Source organism: Paraburkholderia sp. JHI2823 (assembly GCF_038900695.1).
GTDB lineage: Bacteria > Pseudomonadota > Gammaproteobacteria > Burkholderiales > Burkholderiaceae > Paraburkholderia > Paraburkholderia mimosarum.
Map to the genome: position 1 here is coordinate 77,241 of NZ_JAYMRY010000027.1, position 22,247 is coordinate 99,487.

19 protein-coding genes are annotated in these 22,247 nt (G+C 67.8%); 8 read left to right on the top strand and 11 right to left on the bottom strand.

What is annotated here, in order from left to right:
• Positions 1 to 11: 11 nt before the first annotated feature.
• Entirely contained in the window at positions 12 to 701 is a 690-nt protein-coding gene (hisQ, locus tag VSR34_RS25400; RefSeq protein WP_028212121.1) for a histidine ABC transporter permease HisQ, read from the bottom strand.
• 502 nt (positions 702 to 1,203) lie between these two features.
• Between hisQ and VSR34_RS25405 the strand changes: the two genes are divergently transcribed.
• On the top strand, positions 1,204 to 1,491 hold the full coding sequence (locus VSR34_RS25405) for an AbrB/MazE/SpoVT family DNA-binding domain-containing protein (protein WP_028212120.1): 288 nt from the start codon (positions 1,204 to 1,206) through the stop codon (positions 1,489 to 1,491).
• Positions 1,492 to 1,498: 7 nt separating this feature from the next.
• The gene (locus VSR34_RS25410) at positions 1,499 to 1,837 is read left to right on the top strand and encodes a type II toxin-antitoxin system PemK/MazF family toxin (RefSeq protein ID WP_028230772.1); all 339 of its coding nucleotides are present in this window, start codon (positions 1,499 to 1,501) and stop codon (positions 1,835 to 1,837) included.
• 23 nt (positions 1,838 to 1,860) lie between these two features.
• On the opposite strand, the gene VSR34_RS25415 is transcribed toward VSR34_RS25410, so the two are convergent.
• The 6 genes from VSR34_RS25415 to hpnI form a co-directional block, all read right to left on the bottom strand.
• Positions 1,861 to 2,910, bottom strand: coding sequence for a patatin-like phospholipase family protein (locus VSR34_RS25415; RefSeq protein ID WP_028230773.1), 1,050 nt, complete (start codon positions 2,908 to 2,910; stop codon positions 1,861 to 1,863).
• Positions 2,911 to 2,944: 34 nt separating this feature from the next.
• Entirely contained in the window at positions 2,945 to 3,427 is a 483-nt protein-coding gene (locus VSR34_RS25420; protein ID WP_342963894.1) for a hypothetical protein, read from the bottom strand.
• A 179-nt stretch (positions 3,428 to 3,606) separates the two neighbouring features.
• On the bottom strand, positions 3,607 to 4,695 hold the full coding sequence (locus VSR34_RS25425) for a lysylphosphatidylglycerol synthase domain-containing protein (RefSeq protein ID WP_028212116.1): 1,089 nt from the start codon (positions 4,693 to 4,695) through the stop codon (positions 3,607 to 3,609).
• Positions 4,692 to 5,603 carry a hopanoid biosynthesis-associated protein HpnK gene (gene hpnK / locus VSR34_RS25430; protein ID WP_342963880.1) on the bottom strand — a complete coding sequence of 304 codons (912 nt, stop codon included), beginning with the start codon at positions 5,601 to 5,603 and terminating at the stop codon, positions 4,692 to 4,694. Before hpnK ends, VSR34_RS25425 begins: the two co-directional genes overlap by 4 nt.
• Entirely contained in the window at positions 5,603 to 7,078 is a 1,476-nt protein-coding gene (gene hpnJ, locus VSR34_RS25435; protein WP_306303734.1) for a hopanoid biosynthesis associated radical SAM protein HpnJ, read from the bottom strand. The genes hpnK and hpnJ overlap by 1 nt, the downstream gene beginning before the upstream one ends.
• 86 nt (positions 7,079 to 7,164) lie before the next feature.
• On the bottom strand, positions 7,165 to 8,448 hold the full coding sequence (hpnI, locus tag VSR34_RS25440; protein WP_342963881.1) for a bacteriohopanetetrol glucosamine biosynthesis glycosyltransferase HpnI: 1,284 nt from the start codon (positions 8,446 to 8,448) through the stop codon (positions 7,165 to 7,167).
• Positions 8,449 to 9,224: 776 nt separating this feature from the next.
• Between hpnI and VSR34_RS25445 the strand changes: the two genes are divergently transcribed.
• Complete coding sequence (locus VSR34_RS25445; protein WP_028212113.1) at positions 9,225 to 10,229, top strand: LLM class flavin-dependent oxidoreductase; 1,005 nt, start codon at positions 9,225 to 9,227, stop codon at positions 10,227 to 10,229.
• A gap of 99 nt (positions 10,230 to 10,328) precedes the next feature.
• Here the strand turns inward: VSR34_RS25445 and VSR34_RS25450 are convergent, their stop codons facing one another.
• On the bottom strand, positions 10,329 to 11,438 hold the full coding sequence (locus VSR34_RS25450; RefSeq protein WP_342963882.1) for an alpha/beta hydrolase: 1,110 nt from the start codon (positions 11,436 to 11,438) through the stop codon (positions 10,329 to 10,331).
• Positions 11,439 to 11,855: 417 nt separating this feature from the next.
• On the opposite strand from VSR34_RS25450, the gene glgC reads away from it, so the two are divergent.
• From glgC to VSR34_RS25475, 5 genes are all read left to right on the top strand, one after another.
• Positions 11,856 to 13,121: a glucose-1-phosphate adenylyltransferase gene (gene glgC / locus VSR34_RS25455; protein ID WP_342963883.1), complete on the top strand. Its 1,266-nt coding sequence runs from the start codon at positions 11,856 to 11,858 to the stop codon at positions 13,119 to 13,121.
• 102 nt (positions 13,122 to 13,223) lie between these two features.
• Positions 13,224 to 14,714, top strand: a complete 1,491-nt coding sequence (glgA, locus tag VSR34_RS25460) for a glycogen synthase GlgA (protein ID WP_342963884.1) — start codon at positions 13,224 to 13,226, stop codon at positions 14,712 to 14,714.
• Positions 14,715 to 14,858: 144 nt separating this feature from the next.
• The gene (gene pdxY / locus VSR34_RS25465; protein ID WP_028212109.1) at positions 14,859 to 15,731 is read left to right on the top strand and encodes a pyridoxal kinase PdxY; all 873 of its coding nucleotides are present in this window, start codon (positions 14,859 to 14,861) and stop codon (positions 15,729 to 15,731) included.
• Between the two features lie 136 nt (positions 15,732 to 15,867).
• Positions 15,868 to 16,329, top strand: a complete 462-nt coding sequence (locus tag VSR34_RS25470; protein WP_028212108.1) for a hypothetical protein — start codon at positions 15,868 to 15,870, stop codon at positions 16,327 to 16,329.
• 324 nt (positions 16,330 to 16,653) lie between these two features.
• Positions 16,654 to 17,907: a branched-chain amino acid ABC transporter substrate-binding protein gene (locus VSR34_RS25475; RefSeq protein ID WP_342963885.1), complete on the top strand. Its 1,254-nt coding sequence runs from the start codon at positions 16,654 to 16,656 to the stop codon at positions 17,905 to 17,907.
• 7 nt (positions 17,908 to 17,914) lie between these two features.
• On the opposite strand, the gene VSR34_RS25480 is transcribed toward VSR34_RS25475, so the two are convergent.
• The 3 genes from VSR34_RS25480 to VSR34_RS25490 form a co-directional block, all read right to left on the bottom strand.
• On the bottom strand, positions 17,915 to 19,786 hold the full coding sequence (locus tag VSR34_RS25480; RefSeq protein ID WP_342963886.1) for a DUF3857 domain-containing protein: 1,872 nt from the start codon (positions 19,784 to 19,786) through the stop codon (positions 17,915 to 17,917).
• Between the two features lie 97 nt (positions 19,787 to 19,883).
• Positions 19,884 to 20,879 carry an AraC family transcriptional regulator gene (locus VSR34_RS25485; protein WP_342963887.1) on the bottom strand — a complete coding sequence of 332 codons (996 nt, stop codon included), beginning with the start codon at positions 20,877 to 20,879 and terminating at the stop codon, positions 19,884 to 19,886.
• Between the two features lie 113 nt (positions 20,880 to 20,992).
• Complete coding sequence (locus VSR34_RS25490; protein WP_342963895.1) at positions 20,993 to 22,237, bottom strand: aminotransferase class I/II-fold pyridoxal phosphate-dependent enzyme; 1,245 nt, start codon at positions 22,235 to 22,237, stop codon at positions 20,993 to 20,995.
• Positions 22,238 to 22,247: the final 10 nt, after the last annotated feature.

Sequence of the window (22,247 nt, forward strand, 5' to 3'; positions counted from 1 at the left end):
CGGCCTTTGCCTCAAAGTTGCGCGTGACGCACGCCCACCGAATAGCGGCGTTCGAGCCAGGCGAGTGCGAAGTTCGAGAGAGTGGTGATCGCGAGATAGATGAGCGCCGCGATCACGAGGAAGAAGAACAGGTTGAAGGTGCTGCGGCCCGCGTCCTGGGCGGCCTTCACCACGTCGGCGAGACCGATGATCGAGACGAGCGCCGTCGCCTTCACGAGCACCTGCCAGTTGTTGCCGATGCCGGGCAGCGCGAAGCGCATCATCTGCGGAAACAGGATGCGCGCGAACACGCGCGCGCCGCTCATGCCATAGGCGTGGCCCGCTTCGAGCTGGCCGCGCGGCACCGCGAGAAACGCGCCGCGAAAGGTCTCGGTGAAGTACGCGCCGTAAATGAAGCCGAGCGTGATGACGCCGGCCACGAACGGGTCGATGTCGATCTGCGCCATGCCGAGCGCGTCGGTGGCCTCGTTCACGCCGATCTGGATGCTGTAGAACAGCAGCAGCATCAGCACGAGGTCGGGCACCGAGCGGATCAGCGTCGTGTAGGCCGTCGCGGCCGCCGCGAGCGGCCGGTTGAACGAGAGCTTCGCCGCGGCGCCCGCCAGTCCGAGCAGGACGGCCACGCCGAGCGAAAGGAGCGAAAGTTCGATGGTCTGGATCGTGCCGGCGAGGAGCACCGGGCCAAAGCCGTAGAGGAACACGCGCGTCTCCGCAACAGAATCGTTTTGTCGTTTCGGCCGGAAGCGGCAGGCACTGGGCGCCGCCGCAACCGGGTGAATTGGCGCGGATCGTCTCAGTGCAAAATGGATTGCTCAAACTGGCACGGCGCGGATATTGCAGCGCAGCATCGCGATGCGGCGCGTGGTCGCAGGCGCGACGGCCCGCACAGTGGCGGGCGCGATGCAGTTGAAAGGGAAGAGAACGCCCTGGCAAGCAGGGCGTTTTCGCAAGTTTCGGGTCGCTTTTTCGATAGGCGTGCGGCGCGCGTGCCGGGTGCGCGCGCGGGTGGTCCAGGCAGGCGGCGCAGCATTCCTTGATCTATCTCCGCACAGGGAGCTAACACGACACGTATCAACGCGTTGACACACGGCGTCCGCCCACCTAGTATCGATCTTGTATCAACACCGTAGATACATCACGACAAGTATGGACATCAGGCTTAATGCGCTATTGGCCAGAAGGCCGATTCAATACGAGGACGAAATGGCGATACAAACCCTGAAGCGCTGGGGCAACAGCCTTGCGGTGCGCATTCCTTCCACCCTGGCCGCCAGGCTGGCTTTGGCGGAGGGGCAGGAAGTCGAGGTCGAGGTCGAAGATGGGTTGCTCACGGTCCGCCCGCACGCGGCAATCCGGCGCTTCTCGCGCGAGCGCTATTTGCAGCAGTTGCGCGAGCGCAAGCTGCAGCAGCATCCGGACATCGACTTCGGCCAGCCGCAAGGTTCCGAGATCGGCGGACCCGACGACCCCGCGCGTTTCGACCAATGGTAAGGAACGCATGAAGAACGGCACACCGGACGCAGGCGACATTCTTTGGCTCAATGTCGGGCCGGGCGCGGGAAACGAGCAGGACGGCTATCGTCCCGCCCTGGTGCTCACCGATAGCGAATTCAACGAACTCACGAGCCGCTTTATCGGGCTCCCCATCACCAGCAGCATTCACGGATGGGAATCGGAAATTCCCATCAGCGGACTTTCGAAGCCCTGCGTCGCGATGGCCGACCAGATCGTCACGCTTTCCCTCACGGGAAGAATCTGGCGCTACAAAGGCGAAGCGGCGACTGCGGACGAACTGGAGGCGGCGAAATTCGCCGTCGCCGGTATTCTCGATCTGTAGCCGCACGTAAGCCGGAACGCGCGCTAGTCCAAACCCAATTGCGCCTTGATGGCCGGCATCATGTACTGCACGGCCGCGCGCCCCTCCTCGATGGCGGGCGCGGCGCGATGAAAATCGAAGATGCCCATGCCGCCCAGGCGCGGCTGGATCAGCACGTCGGCGGGTTCGCCCGCGAGGCGGCTGCGCGTGATGCGCACCTGCATGATGTCGATGCTCTGGGCCACCGAGCTCAGCACGGAAGGCACGCGCGTGCTGGGCGGCGGCGCCACGCGCACGTCCTCGCCGCCCACCGCGCCCGGCCCCGCCGGCTGCAGCCAGCGCGGGAAGCGCTTGCCGTTGCGGCGCAGGAGCGGCTCCGGCGCCGCGCCGCCGTTGGCCGATCCGTCTGCGGTGTCGGCGTCCGCGCTGCCGGTCAAAGCCGCGGCCGATGCGGCGGCCGCCGCGTCGCTCGCCTCCACGGGGAGTTCGCGCGGCATCGTGTCGATCGCGCCGCCAAGATCGCGGCCGTTGAGGATGTCGTGATTGAGGTCGATCGCGATCACCGTGTCGGCACGCATCGCGCGCGCGGCGGACACCGGCACGGGATTGCTGAGGCCGCCGTCGACTAGCCACACGCCGTCATGCCAGATCGGCGTGAAGATGCCGGGAATCGCGATCGAGGCGCGTACGGCATCCACCACGCCGCCCTCGCGCAGCCAGACTTCGCGCCCGGTGTCGAGCTCGGTCGCGACCGCCGTGAACGGCAACCGCAGATCGTCGATCGACCGGCCGTTGAACTGGTGCGCAAAGACGTCGATCACCTTGCGTCCGCCCAGCAGGCCGCCCGAAATACGCAGATCGAGCAGGCGCACCACGGTCTGCCAGGTGAGCTTGCCGGCCCAGTCCTCGAGCCAGTCGAGATCGCCGTTCGCATAGACGGCGCCGACGAGCGCGCCGATCGACGTGCCGCACACCACATCGGGCTTGATACCCGCTTCCTCGAGCGCGCGGATCGCGCCGATGTGCGCCCAGCCGCGCGCCGCGCCGCCGCCGAGCACGAGGCCCACGCACCTGGGCCGTCGCCGGTTCATCATGCGCGCCTCCCTCTGTAGTCGTGGGTCAACGGAGTCAGTGCCCGCGGATCACGTCCGAGCGCGAGGTCGTCGTCACCCGCGCGTCCGGTCCGAAATGCACGTTGAAATACGCTTCGGGTGTCACGCCCCCTTCCAGCCACTTCCAGCTCCACACGGTCTCCTTCTTCAGGCGGTAGCCGGCCACCTGCCCCGGCTTGCCCAGCAGACGCCGCACCTCGTCCTCACTCATGCCGATGCGGATCTTCGCGAAGTTTTCCGCCGTGAGTGCCTGGGTGATCGCGACGAGCCGGCCGTTCGGGCCGATGTCGACCATCCATGTCTTGAGCCCCTGAGGACCGCGCGGATATTCGAGGCGGCGCGAACCGTCGTCGAACACGCGCTCCATCTCGGGCTTGCCCATCTGCTCGCGCACCTGCTCGAGCGTGGAGACGCCGGGCGTGAGGCCCTTGAGCAGCAGCGCGTCGGGCTTCACCGAATCGAAGAACGTCTTGAATCCCTGCCGTATGGAGTCGAGCATGGCATCGAACTGGCGAGCGTCGCAGCCGGAAAGCGTGAACGCCGCCAGGGCGGCGCACGCGAGCGCGAGCGAGCGCGTGGATGAAAACGTGGGCCTCATGTCCTTGCTAACGCATCAGCACGGGCTTGCGCCGACGCGCGCCCAGCTCGGGCACGCATCGACATCTCCACAATGTACCGTCAATGGACGCGGTCGTGCTCGGTGTCCCGCTGCGGGCGGGACGCGTAAGCGGGTGCGCTGGCCACGGCGGGACGCGCCTCGACGGACTGCGCGCCGTGGCTCACGTTGTGGCGCACCGTGCGACGCGTGCGCACGATCTCGGCGACCTGCCAGGAGATCAACGCGAGCACGCCGAACACCACTTCGCGCATGCGTTTGACGAGCGCCAGCGAGAACGCCACCTCCTGACTCACGCCAAAGAGCTGGGCAAGCAGCACCACGGCGACTTCCTGCACGCCGAGGCCGGCGGGCACCATGAAGGCGGCATGGCGCACGGCCTGCGTGATGGCCTCGATGGCGAGCGCGTCGCCCACCGTGACCGGATGGCCGAGCAGCGCGAGCGCCCACCACGTCTCGAACGCGCCGAGCATGTAGCCGCCGAGCTGCCAGAAGAACGCGCGGAACATGAGGCCGGTGCGCGACATCAGCGCGTCGAGATCGGCGTCGAGCTGCTTGCCGTCGAGACCGGACACGAGTGCGTTTTCGCTGCCGAGCAGACGCGCGGCCCACCGTTCGATCGCATGAAAGACGCCGCCGCGGCGCAGCAGGAACACCGCCAGCAGAGGCAGCGGCGCGGAGAGCACCAGCGCGAGCGCGATCGTGACGATGGTGCGCCACGAGCCGCCATCGCCGATCGCCGCGACGATCAGCACGACACCCAACGCAGAAAACGCGTATTGCACGGCGATCGTCACGAACACCTCCACGATCACCGAAGCCGTGACCTCGCTCGCATTGCGCACCTTCCAGCGCGCGAGGCGAATGCCGACGAGTTCGCCACCCACGCCCACCACGGGCAAGAGCCGGTTCACGGCCTCGCGCACGGTCGCGGTCCACCAGAGAAAGCTGAGCGGCGCGCGCTTGTCGAGCAGAAGGCGCCACGCGTGGGCGTCGAGCAGCAGCGGCAGCGCGTGGAACGGCACGAGCCAGAGCAGCACCGGCCCGGCCGTGCCGATGACGCGCAGCACGTCGTGCGCGCCGTTATGCACGACGAGACCGATCAGGATGGCGATCCCGACCGGCAAGCCGAGCCATTGCAGCCACTTCATGACGCCTGCACCTCTGCGCCATGTGACGCCGCGGAACCGGAGCCCGAAGCCGCGCCGAAAAAGACGTCGGTAAAGCCGCCGCGACGCACGCCCGCCTGCGCGAGCGCTGCCGCCACGCGCGGCGAGATGAGCGCGCCGAACTCGTCCGAATGACGATACGTGCGCATCGACGGCGTGATGGGTCCTTCGTGCGCCTCATCGGCGAGCGCCGGATGGCAATAGATCTCGCCCACGCCGTGCGCGGGCAGGTGCGCGAGCGCATCGAGCACGGCGGCCTCGTCCATGGCGCCCGTCTTCGCGATACCGACCACGTAGTCGTTGTGCGCGACGCCCGCACGGGCGAGCCGCGCGCGCACGAGCGCGAGCCAGGGCCTGAGCGCGAGCGGCGCGCCCGCTTCGAGCGGCAGACGCATCGCACGCAGACCATAGTCGCGGCCGATTTCGAGGATCAGCGCGAGCACCGTGGGATGCAGATGAAAATGCTTGTGCGTGTTCACGTGATCGAGCGCGAGCCCGGTCGCCGCGAACGCTTCGAACTGCGCGCGAATCTCCTTCGCGAGCTGCCGGCGCACGTGTGGCAGGAAGAAGAAGCGCACGCCATCGCGGACCATGTCGTCGCCGAAGCGCCCCTGGGCATCGACGAGCGCGGGAATCTGCGCGCGCGGCAGCGTCGCCGCGCCGTCGGCCAGCACCAGATGCAGCCCCACGCGCAAGGCCGGCGTGCGCCGCGCGCGCGCCACGGCGTCGGCCGCGGCGGGCGCGGCCACCATCAGGCTCGCGCAGTCGAGCACGCCCTCGCGATGCGCGCGCTCCACCGCGGCATTGACCCGCTCGTGCAGGCCAAAGTCGTCGGCGGTGAAGATGAGCGCGCGCCGGTCCTGCCCACTGCGGCCTGACGACCGGTCCATCATGCCTCGTGCGCGCGCAGGAAGCGGAAGAACTCCACGCCTTCGCGCAGACGGCGCTTCATCATGTCCCAGCTCGTGAGCATCTCGCGCACGATCTCCCAGATCTTCGAAGGCCGGAAATAGAACTGCCGGTAGAACTGCTCGAGGTGGTGATAAATCTCCTCGCGCGACAGATGCGCGTAGCCGATCGCCGCCAGCTGCACGCCTTCCTTGCTCACCAGGTTGATGGTCTTGTTCTCTTCCATCCAGCCGTTTTCCACGGCCTGGTTATAGAGCGTCGTGCCCGGATACGGCGCCGCGAGCGACACCTGAATGGTGTGCGGATTGATTTCCTTCGCGTACTCGATCGTCTTCTTGATCGTTTCCTTCGTCTCGCCCGGCAGGCCCAGAATGAAGGTGCCGTGGACCTTGATGCCGAGGCTCTTGCAGTCCGCGCTGAAGCGGCGCGCGAAATCCGTGCGCACGCCCTTCTTGATGTTCACGAGAATCTGGTCGTCGCCCGATTCGAAGCCCACGAGCAACAGGCGCAGCCCGTTTTCCTTCATGATCTTGAGCGTCTTGTACGGCACGTTCGCCTTGGCGTTGCACGACCACGTCCAGCCGAGCTTGCCGAGGCCGACGGCGATGGCTTCGGCGCGCGGCAGGTTGTCGGTGAAGGTATCGTCGTCGAACATGAGCTCCTTGACTTCCGGCATGTTCTCGCGGATCCACTTCGCTTCTTCCAGCACGTTCTCCACCGAGCGCGTGCGGTAGACGTGGCCGCTCACCGTCTGCGGCCAGAGGCAGAACGTGCAGCGCGACTTGCAGCCACGACCCGTGTAGATCGACACGTACGGATAGTTCAGGTAACCGATGAAGTAGTTCTCGATCTTCAGGTCGCGCTTGTAGATCGGCGCGACGAACGGCAGCGAGTCCATGTCCTCGAGCACCGGACGGCCTTCGTTGTGCTCGATCGAGCCGTCCTTCGCGCGCCAGGAAATGCCCTTGACCTCGGCAAGCGGCATGCCCTCGGCGATTTCCTTGCAGGTGAAGTCGAATTCCTCGCGGCAGACGAAATCGATCGCCTCGGTCGCGGTGAGCGAGTTGTGCGGATCGACCTGCACCTTCGCGCCCACGAGGCCGATGACGACCGACGGCTTGCGCTTTTTCAGGTCTTCGCAGAAGAGCGCGTCGGTCGGGAACGACGGCGTGCTCGTATGGATGATGACGAGGTCGTATTCGGCTGCGATCTTGAGCGTCTCTTCCACGGAGAGGCCGTCGGCCGGCGCGTCGACCACGCGGCTGCCCGGCACGAGCGCCGCAGGCTGCGCGAGCCACGTCGGATACCAGAACGAGCGAATCTCGCGCTTTGCCTGATAGCGCGAACCCGCGCCACCGTCGAAGCCGTCATACGACGGGGCCTGCAGAAACAGCGTTTTCATGCGATGAGTGCTCCCGGTACCCTTTTCTTTTTCGGGTGATGATTGATGTGACATTCGATAAATAGTCAGCGCTTAGTAACAGCAACGCAAAAAGCGACGCAACGAGCGAGGCACGCAGCCGCCGCGACAGGCGAACCCGCTCAGCGAGCGTCCGATCCCTCGACGGCGGGCCGCCGCGCGCTCGCAGGCCTCGCCATGGCGGAAGGCGCTTCGGCTTCGGGATTGGCGACGCTCACGCGCACGCCGCGCCAGATCACGTGCGAGCCGAACGCGGCAGACAGCCACTGGAGGGCCAGCAGCAGGTCGCGCAGCGGCACGAGCGGCAAATCGCGCCAGAACGCGCGCCAGCTTCCGCTCGCGCGCGCGTGCAGGATCAAACGCGCAATGATACCCCCAAGCGTGGCCGTGGCCAGTGAAGCCAACGCCGCGCGCGTCGCCGCGCAGGCGCCGACCCCCGCACCTGCCGCGATCACGGCGTAGAACAGCGCGCCCGCCACGAGCCACGGCGTGGGGAACGTGATGAAAAGCGACGCGAAGCCCGCCGGATTCACGGAGCGGATCGTGCGCAGCCAGCGCGTCTCGCGCAGCCAGAGCGAGCTGAAGGTGGGCTCGATCACGTCGGTGGCGACGACCACCGGCGCAAGCACCGTGGCAAGGCCGTGATCGCGTGCGTAACGGGCGAGCAGATAGTCGTCGGCGAGGCAGTCCTTGAGGGCGGCGAACCCGCCGATGCGTTCGAGCGTTGTGCGCGAAAGCGCGAGCGTCGCGCCAAAGCCGAAGGCGCGCGAGCCCGTGGAATGCGCGACCCGCACCGAGGGCGCGAACCATTCGTTGATGAAGAGCGCGCCCACGCGCGGCCAGAAGCCGCCGATGCTGCGCGCGCTGTAAAGACACGTCACGACGCCCACGTCCGGGTCGGCGAGCGGCGCGGTGACGATCTCGAGATAATCGGGCTCGACCGCGATATCGCTATCGGCAAGGACGATCGCGTCATAACGCGCGCGCGCCGCGAGATTGATGAGATTGCTCACCTTGAGATTGCTGCCGTGCACGCGCGGGTCGATCACGAGTTCGATGTCGTGGCCCGGATAAGCTGCCTGCAGGCGGCGCACGACGGCAATGGCGGGATCGGCCGGCGACGAAACGCCGAACAGCAACTGAAAGCGCGGATGGTGCTGCTCGCAGAAGGTGGCGAGGTTCTCGTAGAGACGCGGCTCGGCCCCGCACAGGGGCTTGAGCACGCTCACCGGTTGCGGTCGCGCACTGCGCGCGCGGCTCGCCGCCTCGCGCACGAGCGTCGCCGTGCCGAGACGCGGCATGGTGAGCGCGGCGACGAGGCCGTAAAAGGCGGCCACCCCGCACAACGCGACCACGAGCCACACGAGCGCCGGCCAGGGCGAAGCGAGAACGAGCGGCGCCATCATGCGATGCCGCCTCGCCGGCTCGCGCGGACGAACCTGCCTGTAGCCCTGTCAGCGCCAGCGGCGTTCGTCGCGCCCATGCTGCCGCTCAGCAAACTGACCCGGATGCGATTGCCGCCGGCGGCGCGCAAGGCGTAATGCTCCTGCGTTGCGCCGACCGGAGCTAGCGTATCGCCACTAACCATTTCCCTGCCCTGAGAATTCAGAAAATAAACCGCGCATCGTAGCCGTCCCATCGAACGGAGGCGCCAAACCGAGGCACTCGATGCCGGTTTGCGCGATGCGACGCAAATTGGATGAAGAATGAATCAGCCGATAACCTGACCACTGCACTTGCCAAGCCTGCTTGCCAAGCCTGGTGGTTCCCCCGATTCAAGCGAAAAATTGTAGCAGCAAGATCGATCGGTTGCTTCCGGCACCCACAGGAAAATGCGTTTCCCGAAATGCAACACCACGAGGGTTTCAATTTTTGAACGGCGCGCTTCCAGCGCTTTTCTGTCTCGAAAAGAATCGGTAAGCAAACGGTAATGCGTGATTCATCGATTTGAATGCAGCCGCGTCCAGAGGCATCTCAATAAAAACCGTTCTCGCTGATGATCAAAATCTTCCCTGATCAAGGCGATCGAGCTTGAATCCACGCCAGCCGCATGGGTTCACGGCGGCCGCCAGCGCGAACGACACCGCTTTGGCACAATGGCCGCACCTTGCGACTGCCTTGCGGGCGCATGCCGGCGCATCGCATGCCCGTCGCTCCTCCCTTCCTGGTCTTGCGCTATTCCATGATCCCTTTCTCCGTCCTCGACCTCTCGCCCATTCCGGCTGGCTCTCACGCCGGCGCTGCCCTGCGCAACACGCTCGATCTCGCCCAGCACGCCGAACGCTGGGGCTACCAGCGCTTCTGGCTTGCCGAGCACCACAACATGGCGGGGATTGCCAGCGCGGCGACCTCGGTGGTGATCGGCTACGTGGCGGGCGGCACGCAACGCATCCGCGTGGGCTCGGGCGGCATCATGCTGCCGAACCATGCGCCGCTCGTAATCGCCGAGCAGTTCGGCACGCTTGAGGCCCTCTATCCTGGCCGCATCGATCTCGGACTCGGGCGTGCGCCGGGCACGGACCAGACCACGGCGCGCGCACTGCGGCGCGACTTGCAGGGCAGCGCCGACAGCTTTCCCGACGACGTGGCCGAGCTGCAACGCTATTTCGGCGCACCGGTCGAGGGCCAGCGCGTGCGCGCGGTGCCCGGCGCGGGCCTGAACGTGCCGCTCTACATCCTCGGCTCGAGCCTCTATGGCGCCCAGCTCGCCGCGGCGATGGGCCTGCCGTTCGCCTTCGCCTCGCACTTCGCGCCCGACCACCTGCTCACGGCGTTGCGCCTCTATCGCTCGCAGTTCCGTCCCTCGGCGGTGCTCGCCAAACCGCATGCGATGGTGGGTGTGAACGTGTTCGGCGCGCCCACCAACGAAGAAGCGCGCTTTCTCTTCACCTCGCTGCAGCAGCAGTTCGTGAACCTGCGCCGCGGCACGCCGGGACAGTTGCCGCCGCCGGTCGAGCAGATCGAAGCAAGCGAATTCGAACTGGCCGGCGTGTCGCACTCGCTCGCCTGCTCCGTGGTGGGCGATAGCGAAACGGTGCGTGCGGGCCTCGCCTCGGTCATCGAGCAGACTGGCGCGGATGAGCTCATCGTCACCGCGCAGATCTACGACCACGCGGCGCGTTTGCGTTCGTTCGAGATGGCGGCGCAGGCGCGCGACGAATTGAAGGAAACGGCCGCGGGAAGGTAACGGCTACGACGATTGGGCGCGGCGATTCCGGCGCGCGCCCGCGCCGATCCAGTCAGGGCGCGCGGCGTCGCTCCGGTGCCCGCTTTCTCAAGTGCGCGCTCAGTGGGAAGCGTTCAGCGCGTCGAGCCCCTGAAGCAGCGCGGCGTGAAATGCCTGCGGATCCTGCATCTGCGGCGCATGGCCCAGATCGGGGAACTCCACGAGTGTCGCGTGCGGAATGGCGCGCTGCGCGGCCTTCGCCAGCGCCGGATAGTGGCCGAGCTGCGCGCGCACCTCGGGCGGGGCGAACTCCTTGCCGATGGCGGTCGTGTCCTTGTCGCCAATGAGCAGCAGCGTCGGCACTTGCAACTGGCCGAACTCGTAGATCACGGGCTGCGTGTAGATCATGTCGTAGAGCAGCGCCGAATCCCACGCCACCTGCGTCTTTCCCGGCCCGCGATACATGCCCGCCAGCATCTGCACCCACGGCTCGTAAGCCGGCCGCCACTGCCCCGCGTAATAGGTGGCCTGCTCGTAGCGGCGAATGCCGTCGGCGCTGGTCTTCAGTTCGCGCGCGTACCAGTCGTCCACGGAGATCGAGGGCACGCCCTTCGCCTTCCAGTCTTCGAGCCCGATCGGGTTCACGAGCACGAGCTGCCCGGTTTCACGCGGATACATGAGCGCGTAGCGCACCGCGAGCATGCCCCCCGTCGAATGCCCGATGATCGTCGCATCGTGCACGCCGAGCGCCGCGAGCAGCGCATGCGTGTTGCGCGCGAGTTGCTGGAAGCTGAACTGGTACGCAGCCGGCTTGCTCGATTTGCAAAAGCCTATCTGGTCCGGCGCGATCACGCGGTAGCCCGCGGCATGCAGTTCGCGGATGGTGGCGTCCCAGGTCGCCCCGCAAAAATTCTTGCCGTGCAGCAGCACCGCGACTCGCCCGTTGGGTTGCTCGGGCTGCACGTCCATGTAGGCCATACGCAGCGTCTGCCCCTGCGAAACGAACGTGAACTCATGCACGGGATGCGGATATTCGAAGCCCTGAAGCTCCGGGCCATAGGCGGGGCCATCGGGCGTTTGCGTCGCGCCCTGAAATGCTGACGCGTCAGATGACGCGGCCGCGCTCGCGGCGGGATCGGCCGCATGCGCGCCGTGACAGAGCCCGGCCGCGACGAGCGCGGCGATGCAAGCGGCGAAACGGACAAGCGTGCGATTCAGGACGGCTCTCATCGACGGGGTGATCGGGCGAAAAGGTGTGGGGCAGCAATCCGGTCGGCGGGGATGCCGCGATTGCGCGGGTGCAGCGAGCGATTCTAGCGGCCCTGAGTCCGACTCGCGCTTTGCGCGGCCATCACCCGCAAGGCACGCCGTTTGCGCTTCACGAGCGCCTCGCACGAACGCGGCGCGCGCTGGGCAAGTGCAGGCGATTCGCGCTGCGCCCCAATCGGTGCTAGAACAGTCAATGCGGGGCGCGCAAGACGTCCGCGACGAGCGCCAGCTTCATTGCAGCGCACAACGGACGTGCCAGGCGCCCACGGCTTCGGCTAGACGAGAGACGCGACAGGCCCGCCACGAAAACGACCGCATCGGCGCCGGCAGGGCAACGCTGGGGCGGTGGCGCACCGGGGGCACAACAAGGAGACGTCCATGGAAACCCCGGCAAGCCTCAACGATCTGCAACGCACCACGCTCGCCATCGTGCTCGCGGGCGGCCGCGGCACGCGCCTCGGCCCGCTCACCAACAAGCGCGTGAAGCCGGCGGTGTACTTCGGCGGCAAGTACCGCATCATCGATTTCGCGCTTTCCAACTGCCTGAATTCGGGCATCCGCCGCATTGCCGTCGTGACGCAGTACAAGGCGCACTCGCTGTTGCGGCACCTGCAGCGCGGCTGGGGTTTCCTGCGCGGCGAGTTCAACGAGTTCCTCGACCTGTGGCCGGCGCAGCAGCGCGTGGAAGGCGCGCACTGGTATCGCGGCACGGCGGACGCCGTCTACCAGAACATCGACATCATCCGCTCGATCCGCCCGAAGTACGTCGTGGTGCTGGCCGGCGACCACATCTACAAGATGGACTACACGCGCATGATCGCCGACCACGCCGCGAGCGGCGCCGACTGCACGGTGGGCTGCATCGAGGTGCCGCGCCTGGACGCGCGCGCGTTCGGCGTCATGGCCGTCGACGCGACGCGCCGCGTGACCGGCTTCGTCGAAAAACCCGACGACCCGCCCGCCATGCCCGGCCGCCCCGACATCGCGCTCGCGAGCATGGGCATCTACGTGTTCGACACGAACTATCTCGTCCGTCTGCTCGATGAGAACATCGAGCGTTCTGCCACCGATCACGATTTCGGCAAGGACATCATTCCGCGCGTGGTGAGCGACGGCAATGCAATCGCGCATCCGTTCAGCATGTCCTGCGTGTCGTCGGATCCGGCGGCCGAACCCTACTGGCGCGACGTGGGCACCGTCGATGCCTACTGGTCGGCCAACCTCGATCTCGCCTCGACGATCCCCTCACTCGATCTCTACGACCGCAACTGGCCGATCTGGACCTACCAGGAGCAGTTGCCGCCCGCCAAGTTCGTGCGCGACCTCAACGGCCTGCAAGGCTCGGGCACGAACCTGATCGTGTGCGGCGGCAGCGTGATCTCGGGTTCGCAGATCTCGCGCTCGGTGCTCTCATCGAATGTCGTCGTGCAGTCGTTTTGCAACATTGCGGAGGCAGTCTTGTTGCCGCAAGTGACGGTGGGCGCGAGTTGCCGGCTGCGCAAGGTCGTGGTGGACCGGGGCTGCCGGATTCCCGACGGCACCGTAATCGGCGAAGACCCCGCGCGCGACGGCGAGCGCTTCTATCGCACGGAAAGCGGTGTCGTGCTGGTCACGGGGGAAGCGCTGGGGAAACTGGCTCGCTAGCTGGCTGCGTGGTCCCTGACTCTTTGCCCACGGGTTGCCCGTCCAAAGACGGGCAACCCGCGCCGCCCAATCAAACCTGATCACCGAGAGGACTGACTCCCGATGACCATCCGCGTCCTGCACGTTGCGAGCGAGCTGTATCCGCTCCTGAAGACCGGCGGCCTCGCCGACGTCACCGCCGCCCTGCCCGCCGCGCTCATCGAACAGGGCGCCGATGCGCGCATCCTGCTGCCGGGCTTCGCACCCGTGGCAGCGGGCCTCGCCGACCTGCGCCCTGTCGCGCGCCTCGCGCGCACCTTCGGGGCGCCCGCGGCGACGCTGGAACTCGGCCGCCTGCCCGGCAGCGAGCTCGCCGTCTACATGATCCGCGCCGATGCGTTCTACGCGCGTGCCGGCAACCCCTATCTCGATGCCGAGCACGTGCCCTACGGCGACAACGCACAGCGTTTCGCGCTGCTCGGCTGGACCGGAGCCCAACTCGCGTTGCATCTCGACCCCGACTGGGCACCGTCCATCGTGCAGGCGCACGACTGGCACGCCGGACTCGCGCCTGCCTACCTGCGCGCGGCGGCGCGCGAGCGCGGCGCGAGCATGGCGCCCGGCGGCGCGCGCTCGATCTTCACGATTCACAACCTCGCCTATCAGGGCATCTTCCCCGCGCAGCAGTTCGACAGCCTCGGCCTGCCGGGCGACTTCTTCGACATGCACGGCGTGGAGTTCTACGGACAACTTTCATTCCTGAAAGCCGGCCTCTATTTCGCCGACAAGATCACCACGGTGAGCCCGACCTACGCACACGAGATCCAGACGCTCGCGCAAGGCGGCGGCCTCGAAGCGCTGCTGCGCGGGCGCGCGCACGATCTCGTCGGCATCCTCAACGGCGTGGACTACGCGGTGTGGAATCCGGCGAACGATGGGGCCATCGCCGCGAGCTTCTCCACGACGCGGCAGAGCGGCAAGCTCCATTGCAAGGCAGCGCTGCAGGGGCGCCTTGCGCTCGCGCAGAAGCACGACGCGCCCGTGTTCGGCGTGGTGAGCCGCCTCACCGAGCAAAAAGGCCTCGACCTGCTGCTCGCGGCGGTGCCCGAGATCGTCGCGCGCGGCGGCCAGCTCGTCGTGCTCGGCACCGGCGACGCGAGCCTCGAACAGGGTTACCTGCGCGCCGCGCGCCAGCATCCCGGGTCGGTGGCCGTGGAGCTCGGTTTCGACGAGACGCTCGCGCACGAGATCGTCGCGGGGGCCGACGTCATGATGGTGCCGTCGCGCTTCGAGCCGTGCGGCCTCACGCAGCTCTATGCGCTCGCCTATGGCGCGCTGCCGCTCGTGCATCGCGTGGGCGGCCTCGCCGATACGGTCGTCGACGCCTCGCTGGAAAACCTCGCCGATGGCCTCGCCACCGGCTTCGTGTTCGAGCGCTTCGAGCCCGAAGCGCTCAAGGCTGCGATTCGCCGCGCCTTCGCGCTCTATGGGCGCAGCCGCGACTGGCGCGAGACACGCACGCGTGCGATGCGGCAGGACTTCGGCTGGGCCGCATCGGCGCAACGCTACATGACGCTCTATCGCGAACTGGCCGGGCCCAATCCTCCCACGTAGCCCGCCCTGTAGCGGACAGGCGCGCAGGCGAACACCGCGCGCATCCATCGACTGCCCGCAACAAATTCGGTTATCGTTGCTGCACCTGCGTAAAGGCGCGCCGTACGAAGCGCGCCGCAAGCCACAATGAAATCTGGACCGGCCATGAAAAACGTTTTGAGCATCCAGTCCCATGTCGTGTTCGGTCACGCGGGCAACAGCGCCGCGGTGTTTCCCATGCGCCGCCTCGGCGTCAATGTCTGGCCGCTCAATACCGTGCAGTTCTCCAATCACACGCAGTACGGCCACTGGACCGGCACCGCCATCGGCTCGGACGAAGTCATGGATCTCGTCGAAGGCATCGGCGCGATCGGTGTGCTCCCGCGCTGCGACGCGGTGCTGTCCGGCTATCTGGGCGCGCCCGAGCAGGCCCAGGCCGTGATCGACGTGGTGCGCGCCGTGAAAGCCGCCAATCCGCAGGCGCGCTACTTCTGCGACCCGGTCATGGGCACGCTCGACACCGAGAAAGGCTGCCGCGTCGAGCCAGGCATTCAGGAGTTCCTCGTACGCAACATGCCCGAAGTCGCCGACGCGATGATGCCCAATCACAGCGAACTGCAACGGCTCGTGGGCCGCGAGATCGAGACGGCGGAAGAAGCCGTGCTCGCATGCCGTGAAGTGCTCAGCCGCGGGCCGAAGCTGATCCTCGTGAAGCATCTGCTCGACCGCAACAGCCCCGCCGACCACTTCAACATGCTCGTCGTGACCGAGCGCGAAGCGTGGCTGGGCCAGCGTCCGCTCTATCCGTTCGCGCGCCAGCCCGTGGGTGTGGGCGACGTGACGAGCGCGGTGTTCGTCGCGCGCCTGATGCTCGGCGACTCGCTGCGCCGCGCGTTCGAGCACACGCTCGCGGCCGTGAACGCCGTCGTGAAGGCGACTTACGACGCGGGCCGCTACGAGCTGGAAATCATCGCGGCGCAGGACCAGATCGCGCGGCCGCGCGAATGGTACGACGCCTGGGCCGTCGATGCCGTCTAGGATCTATTCAAGCAGATGACAAGGCCAGGACTGAAGCGGTCCGCGCACGGCCTATAATGCCGAGCGCATAACGAGCGCATGACGCGCGCCGGCAATCCGCGCGGCCGCGGCGCCCACCGCCTTGAGAGAATGACCGATGTCCGATTCGATCCGTACCGAACAGGAAGAGTATTTCGAGCAGCTTTGCCTTGCCGTCGACGCCGGCGATACCCACGAGCAGGAAGCCATCGAATACTTCGAGGAGCAAAGCCACGAAATCGGCTTCGACGCCGCAGTGTGGCTCGACATTGCGCTCTACCATGCGCCCGACGTCGCGCGCGGCATCATCGACATGGTCGACGAGAGCGACCGCGAGCGCAGCGACATCGCGCAGATCATCGCGGACACGCTCGACATCTCGTACGGCGAGGACGAATGCGAACGCTTCGAAGCGACGATTCGCTTCGCGCTCGCCAATGGCATCCCCATCGATCTCGACGTGCTGCTCGACGGTTGCAACCGCGCGCTCGACGACCTCGAGGACTGGGCGAGCGCCGATACCATGGCGCCGCTCGTGCACCTGCGCGACGCATTCTTCGAGCTTCAGCGGGGCGAGTAGTCTTCCGGTAGTTATCCGCTCATTCCTCTCGTTTCCCGGTCGTTGCGCCCGCGCGGACGCGTCGCGCGACAGCGCAGCGGCAGCCTGCTATATTGCTCGCCAGCCGCGTCGCCTCGAGGGCGCGCGAGCCAGCCGGCGCATCATGGGGAGCCGGCACAAGCACTCCCGCCGCCGCGCGTGGCCACTGCGCGCAGCACGTCCCGGCAAGCCGCAGTCGCAAGCAGAAGACCCGAAGACGAGACGCCCCGCGTGCGCCGCCATGGCCGGCGCGCGGCCCGGCGTATGCACAGAAGAACACCACGCCGCCGCCGCGCAGGAGTCACGATGAGTCTCGCCGCCACGCTCAGAACCGCTGTCGCCAACGCCCTCGGCACCCGCTTCGCCACACCGTGCGACGCCGCCGGAACATTTGGCATATTTAGCGCATTCGGCAAGCGCGCGGCGGCGCTCGTGGCCGTCATCGCCGCGACGTTCGGCGCGCCGGGCTCCGGCAGCAGCGCGCTTGCCGCCGGCCCGCTCGACGTGCGCATCGGCTTCGTCTCGCCGCTCTCGGGCGACGACGCGAATTATGGTCGCGATCTGGAAAACGGCGTGCAGCTCGCCCTCGACGAAGCCAACGCGCAAAGCCTGAAGATCGGCGATCAAACGGCCCACTTCGTGCTCGTGCCTCTGGACGACCGCGCCGACCCCCGCCTCGGCGTCCAGGCCGCCGCGACGCTGGCGAATCAGGGCGTCAACGTCGTGGTCGGCCATTTCAACTCGGGCTCGGCCATTCCGGCCTCGCGCATCTACGAGAGCGCCGGCATTCCGATGATCAGCCCCGCCGCCACCAACCCCGTCATCACGTCGCAGGGCTTCGCCAACACGTTCATGGTGATTGCAAACGACGCGCAGAACGCCGGTGTGGCGGGCGCATGGGCCGTGGACATGATGAAGGCCAAACGGGTGGCCATTGTCGATGACCGCAGCGCGTTCGGCCAGGGCGAAGCCGACGTGTTCGAGCGCACCGTTCGCGAGCACGGCGGCAACGTGGTCGCGCGCGAATTCGCCGAGGGACCCACTAACGACTTCGGCCCGCAACTCGCGAAGATCAAGGCCGCCGACGTGGACCTGCTCTACTTCGGCGGCCTCGCGCGCCAGGGCGCGGCGCTCGTGAAGCAGATGAAGGCGCGCAGCATGCACGCGCAGTTCGTGGGCGGCGGCGGCGTGGCCAACGCCGACTTCACCCAGGCGGCGGGCGCCGCTGGCGAAGGCGCGATGGCCTGGGAGTATGGCCGCCCGCTCGCGCAACTGCCCGAGGGCCCGCGCTTCGAGCAGGCCTACAAGAGCCGCTTCGGCACCAGCGTGCTCGCCTACGCGCCGTTCGGCTACGACGCCGCGTGGGCCGCGATCCACGCGATGGTCAACGCGAAATCGGCGATGCCGGACGTCTACCGCAGTGCGCTCAAGGCGCTCTCCTTCGACGGCGTGACGGGCCGCATCGCCTTCGAGGCGGATGGCTCGCTCAAGAACGGCACCTCCACGCTCTGGCAGGTGAAAAAGGGCGTGTGGGTGCCGCTCATGACGCGCGGCGGCTGAGCGCCGGTCATCGCTCACGCGGCTCGCGCGCTGCGCGCACGACGATCTGCGCGTGCGTATCGCGCTCGATGCGCAAGAGCGCGTCGCGCATCTGCGTGAATTCGTCGGCGCTGCACATCTGGTGGCCAAAGCGCGCCGAGAGCCGCCGCTCGATCTGCAGCGTGCGCGAGGCCGCATCGAACACGTAATGCGACGTGTAGTCGAGAAACGCGTCGTTCACCTGAGCGTCCTGGGGCACGTCGGTCACGCGGGCGAACGCGGGCAGCACGATCTGCGCACTCTCCGAGTACTCGCCGCCGATGCACGCCCACGGCTGCGTGCGGTGCGGCTGCGCGAGCCAGTTGCCGGCCTGCGTGGCGATACCGCCCGTGAAGCTGCTCGTCGCGGGGATCGCGGTCGTGCCGTCGCGCCACACCACGTGATCGAGCGTGCCTGCCATCGTCACCGAAAAGGGGCCGCCGGTCGCGGCCGTGGGGCTCGTGCTCACGCGCGCGGTGCCCGCGAGGCCGCTCATGCGCAGCCGCTGCGCGGCGATCTGCTGCGCCCCCGCGCGCGTCGCGCGGCGAAACGTATTGCGCTCCGGCTCCGCGCCCGCGCCCTCGTCTTCCACGTAGTAGCTGTAGGCCGCGTCGCCGGCCGGTCCCACGTCGAGTGAGAGGCGCGCGGTGCGCTCGCGCCGCTCGGTCGCTGGCGTGCGCGCGAGCACGCCTTCGTCGACGAGCAATGCGGGCCGGTCCATCGCGCCCGGCGGAAGGTAGCCGAACGCGTAGCCGCCCGACGAAGTGTCAGCGTACACGTCAAGGTCGGGCAGCCACGTAATCGCATGATTGATCGCGTGGGCGCCGTAGCCCGGCACGTCCGGCAGCGTGTACACAGGGCCCAGGTTGAGCAGCACGGCCTCGGCGCGTATACCCGCCGCCGCGAGCAGCGCGGTGAAGAGCGCCACGTGGTCCTTGCAGTCGCCATAGCGGTTGCGCAGGATGTCCGTCACGCGATGGGGCACGGCCGCGGTCTCGCCGAGAAAAAGCGCGACGTAGCGGATATTGAAGCGCACCCAGTCGTAGAGGCGCCGCGCCTTCTCGCGCGGATCGCTCACGCCCGCCGTGAGCGACTGCGCGAGCGCCGCGACGGCCGGATCGGTCGCCGTGGGATCGGCGGCGGCCTCGCGGTAACGCGCCGCGAACGTGGCGAAGTCGGGCACGGTCGAGACCATCAGCCGGTCGCCCCAGTTCACATAGGCCACCGCGCCCGCTTCGAGCGGCGGATAGACGCCATGCCGGTACTCGAACGTGTAGCGGGTGCGGCCGTTCCCGCTCACCGGGGCGAGCGCCGCGTAGCCGCGCGCGTCGGCGTGCAGCGGCAGGCTGGCGGGCAGATCGAAGATCAGACGTTGAAACTCGACGGGGACGCCCGAGTCGGGGGCGCCCGAGTCCGGTTCGCTGGTCGGCTCGACGAAGTACGAGAACGTGCCGGCTTCGAGCGCCTTCGCGCGCCGCTTGGCAAAATGCAGATGCACGCGCGAGCCGACCTGGACGCCCGGGAAGATCACCGTGCGCAGCACGCCATCCTCGAACGTGGGCGCGCCCGCAGAACGAGGCTCCTGCACGTCGCGAATGCCGCCCGGGCCGACTGCGTGCCTCGTGCCGTCGGGGTCGATCGTCTCGGCCGAGAGCTGCGTGATCGTTTCGATATCCTTATTGAACCAGACATAGCGCTGGGCGATCTGGTCCACGCCGGCGCTGGTGTTCGCGCGCAGCACCGTGTCGTCGTCCTCGACCGCCGAGCCGTCCTGCTGGACGACGAACAGATGCTCGTCGCGTTCGAGCGTGTAGTGAGGGATGTCGGTTTGCGCAGCGGCGCCGGGGCCTTCGTTGCTCATTTGAGCGCCGGCATCCGCGCTCGCGAAGACAAGAATCAGTGTGAGGCATGACGCGAAGCGCGGGGCGGCACGCCTGAACCCCCGCGTCATGGGCGGCTCAGGCGCGCGCCGCCGCGTGCGCGGGGTTCGGCCATGAAGTGCGCGCGAGATCACGCTCTCGCTGCGCGGCACGCCACGCGCGGGGACTCGCACCGAACTCCGCGCGAAACGCCGCGTTGAAGTTCGACAGATCGTTGAAGCCGCTCGCGAGCGCAATATCGACGATCTTCGCTTCATCGTCGGCGGCGAGGCGCAGCGCGGCGGCACGCAGCCGCGCACGCAGGAGATACTGGTGCGGCGTCACGCCCGCAACGGCCGAGAACGTACGCAGAAAATAGAATTCGCCCACGCCCGCGGCCGCCGCGAGGCTCGCGAGCGTATGCGGCGCGTCTGGCGTTTCGTCGATGAACCGCAGCGCCGCGACCACGCGCGCCGCCGCGGCGGCGCCCGGCTTCGTGGGCGCGAGCGCGTCCTTGCTGCTCGCCACCGCCTGCAAGGTCGCGAGCGCCAGCTCGAGTGCCAACTCGTCCCATGCCCCGCTCGGCAGTCCGGCGCTCGCGGACATTCCCCCACGCTCCACGGCGAGCGCATCGGCGCAGGCGCGCGCCACGAACGGCGCGAGCGCTCGCACGGGCGGCACCCGCGCGGCCCGCCAGCGCCGGGCGCCAGGCGCGAGCCCGGCGGCGGCGGCCTGCACGTCGAGCCAGGCGTCGTCGTAATGGAACGAGAGGCAGCGGTCGCCCGCCGCGTGGTGGTGGCCGCACTCGAAGCAGGCGTCCGTCGCGCCGAGCATGAGCGCGCCCGGCGTCATCAGCGCGCGTGCGTTGCCGCTGCGATAGCCAAACGCGCCCGCCGCGACGAGCGCGAGGCACGCGCTGGCGTGGCGTTCCTCGTAGGGGCGGTCGCCCGGTCCGAGCGTGCAGACGACATCGTCGACGGACCAGCCCGGTCCGCCTGCAATGGAACGCGCGATGGGCGCATGGCCGCTGTCGGGGCGGCCTTCGCGCTCGCGCTGCGCGAGCGCGCGATGGAGCGATGCGGCGAGAGCGTGCACGGCAACCTCGCGGAAAAGGACCACGGGCAGAGACACCAGGGCGCTACGTCTGCCAGTTGTAGCACATTGGCGTTGTTGCCGCCGGCCCCGTCCGCGCGCGTCGCCGCCTCGCGCTATGCGCGTCGTTCGTCGATGGCGCGCAGCAGCGAGAGCGCAATCCCCTCGGCTGCGAGACGCACCTCGTCGAGTGCCGGAAACGACGGTGCGATCCGCAGATGGCTGTCGCGCGGATCGACGCCATAGGGAAACGCCGCGCCGGCGGGCGTGAGGATCAGCCCCGCCGCCGCCGCGAGTTCGACCGTGCGGCGCGCGCAACCGTCGGGCGCGTAAAGGCTGATGAAATAGCCCCCGCGCGGCACGTTCCAGCTCACGCCGCCCACGCCGGCAAGACGCGCACGGAAAACATCGTCGACGGCGTCGAACTTCGGCTTGAGCAGCGCGCGATGCCGCGCCATCAGCTCAGCGAGCGTCGCGCCATTGCGCAGGAAGCGCACGTGGCGCAGCTGGTTGAGCTTGTCCGGCCCGATCGTGCGCACGGCGGCGTGCTTCTGCCACCAGGCCACGTTGCGCGGCGCGGCCGCAAGCCACGCAAACGCACCGCCGCCGAACGTCACCTTCGAGAGCGAAGCGAACATCAGCGGGCGTTGCGCATGGCCCGCTGCCGCGCAGGCCGCGAACACGTCGAACGTCGTATGCGCTTCTTCGGTGAGATGGTGGAAGCGATAGGCATCGTCCCAGAAGAGGCGGAAATCGGGCGCGGCGGGCATGGCCGCGAGGCGCCGGATCACCTCGTCGGACCAGATCGCGCCCGTCGGGTTGCTGTAGAGCGGTACGCACCACATGCCTTTGATCGAGGGATCGTCGCGCACGAGCGCCTCGACGCGGTCCATGTCGGGACCGTCCTCGCGCATCGGCACCGCGATCATGCGCACGCCGAGCGCCTCGCAGATGGCGAAGTGGCGGTCGTAGCCCGGCGCCGGGCACAGGAATGCGATGTCGCCTTGCGCGCGCCACGGCGCGCTCTTGTGTTCGCCTTCGCCGACCGGCACGCCGTGCAGCAGCGCGAACGTGAGCGCGTCGTGCATCAGTTCGAGGCTCGAATTGCCCGCCGCGATGACCTGCGCCGGCGGCACGCCGAGCAGCTCCGCGCCCAGCTCGCGCGCCTCGGGCAAGCCGCTCGCCAGGCCGTAGTTGCGGCAGTCGAAGCCGTCGCGCGCGAGAAAGCCTGCCTGCCCCGCTTCGTCGATGAGCGCCTGCGAGAGATCGAGCTGCCCGGGCGAAGGTTTGCCGCGCGACATGTCGAGCCGCATTTGCAGTTGCTGGAATCGTTCGTAGGTCAGATCGACGGGCGGCGACATCAACATGGCG

What these genes read in the sequence shown, in the direction of transcription:
- VSR34_RS25405 (WP_028212120.1), top strand. Translation starts at nt 1,204, where the DNA reads ATGGCGATACAAACCCTGAAGCGCTGGGGCAACAGCCTTGCGGTGCGC.
- VSR34_RS25410 (WP_028230772.1), top strand. Translation starts at nt 1,499, where the DNA reads ATGAAGAACGGCACACCGGACGCAGGCGACATTCTTTGGCTCAATGTC.
- VSR34_RS25415 (WP_028230773.1), bottom strand. Translation starts at nt 2,910, where the DNA reads ATGATGAACCGGCGACGGCCCAGGTGCGTGGGCCTCGTGCTCGGCGGC.
- VSR34_RS25420 (WP_342963894.1), bottom strand. Translation starts at nt 3,427, where the DNA reads ATGCTCGACTCCATACGGCAGGGATTCAAGACGTTCTTCGATTCGGTG.
- VSR34_RS25425 (WP_028212116.1), bottom strand. Translation starts at nt 4,695, where the DNA reads ATGAAGTGGCTGCAATGGCTCGGCTTGCCGGTCGGGATCGCCATCCTG.
- hpnK (WP_342963880.1), bottom strand. Translation starts at nt 5,603, where the DNA reads ATGGACCGGTCGTCAGGCCGCAGTGGGCAGGACCGGCGCGCGCTCATC.
- hpnJ (WP_306303734.1), bottom strand. Translation starts at nt 7,078, where the DNA reads ATGTCACATCAATCATCACCCGAAAAAGAAAAGGGTACCGGGAGCACT.
- hpnI (WP_342963881.1), bottom strand. Translation starts at nt 8,448, where the DNA reads ATGATGGCGCCGCTCGTTCTCGCTTCGCCCTGGCCGGCGCTCGTGTGG.
- VSR34_RS25445 (WP_028212113.1), top strand. Translation starts at nt 9,225, where the DNA reads ATGATCCCTTTCTCCGTCCTCGACCTCTCGCCCATTCCGGCTGGCTCT.
- VSR34_RS25450 (WP_342963882.1), bottom strand. Translation starts at nt 11,438, where the DNA reads ATGAGAGCCGTCCTGAATCGCACGCTTGTCCGTTTCGCCGCTTGCATC.
- glgC (WP_342963883.1), top strand. Translation starts at nt 11,856, where the DNA reads ATGGAAACCCCGGCAAGCCTCAACGATCTGCAACGCACCACGCTCGCC.
- glgA (WP_342963884.1), top strand. Translation starts at nt 13,224, where the DNA reads ATGACCATCCGCGTCCTGCACGTTGCGAGCGAGCTGTATCCGCTCCTG.
- pdxY (WP_028212109.1), top strand. Translation starts at nt 14,859, where the DNA reads ATGAAAAACGTTTTGAGCATCCAGTCCCATGTCGTGTTCGGTCACGCG.
- VSR34_RS25470 (WP_028212108.1), top strand. Translation starts at nt 15,868, where the DNA reads ATGTCCGATTCGATCCGTACCGAACAGGAAGAGTATTTCGAGCAGCTT.
- VSR34_RS25475 (WP_342963885.1), top strand. Translation starts at nt 16,654, where the DNA reads ATGAGTCTCGCCGCCACGCTCAGAACCGCTGTCGCCAACGCCCTCGGC.
- VSR34_RS25480 (WP_342963886.1), bottom strand. Translation starts at nt 19,786, where the DNA reads ATGAGCAACGAAGGCCCCGGCGCCGCTGCGCAAACCGACATCCCTCAC.
- VSR34_RS25490 (WP_342963895.1), bottom strand. Translation starts at nt 22,237, where the DNA reads ATGTCGCCGCCCGTCGATCTGACCTACGAACGATTCCAGCAACTGCAA.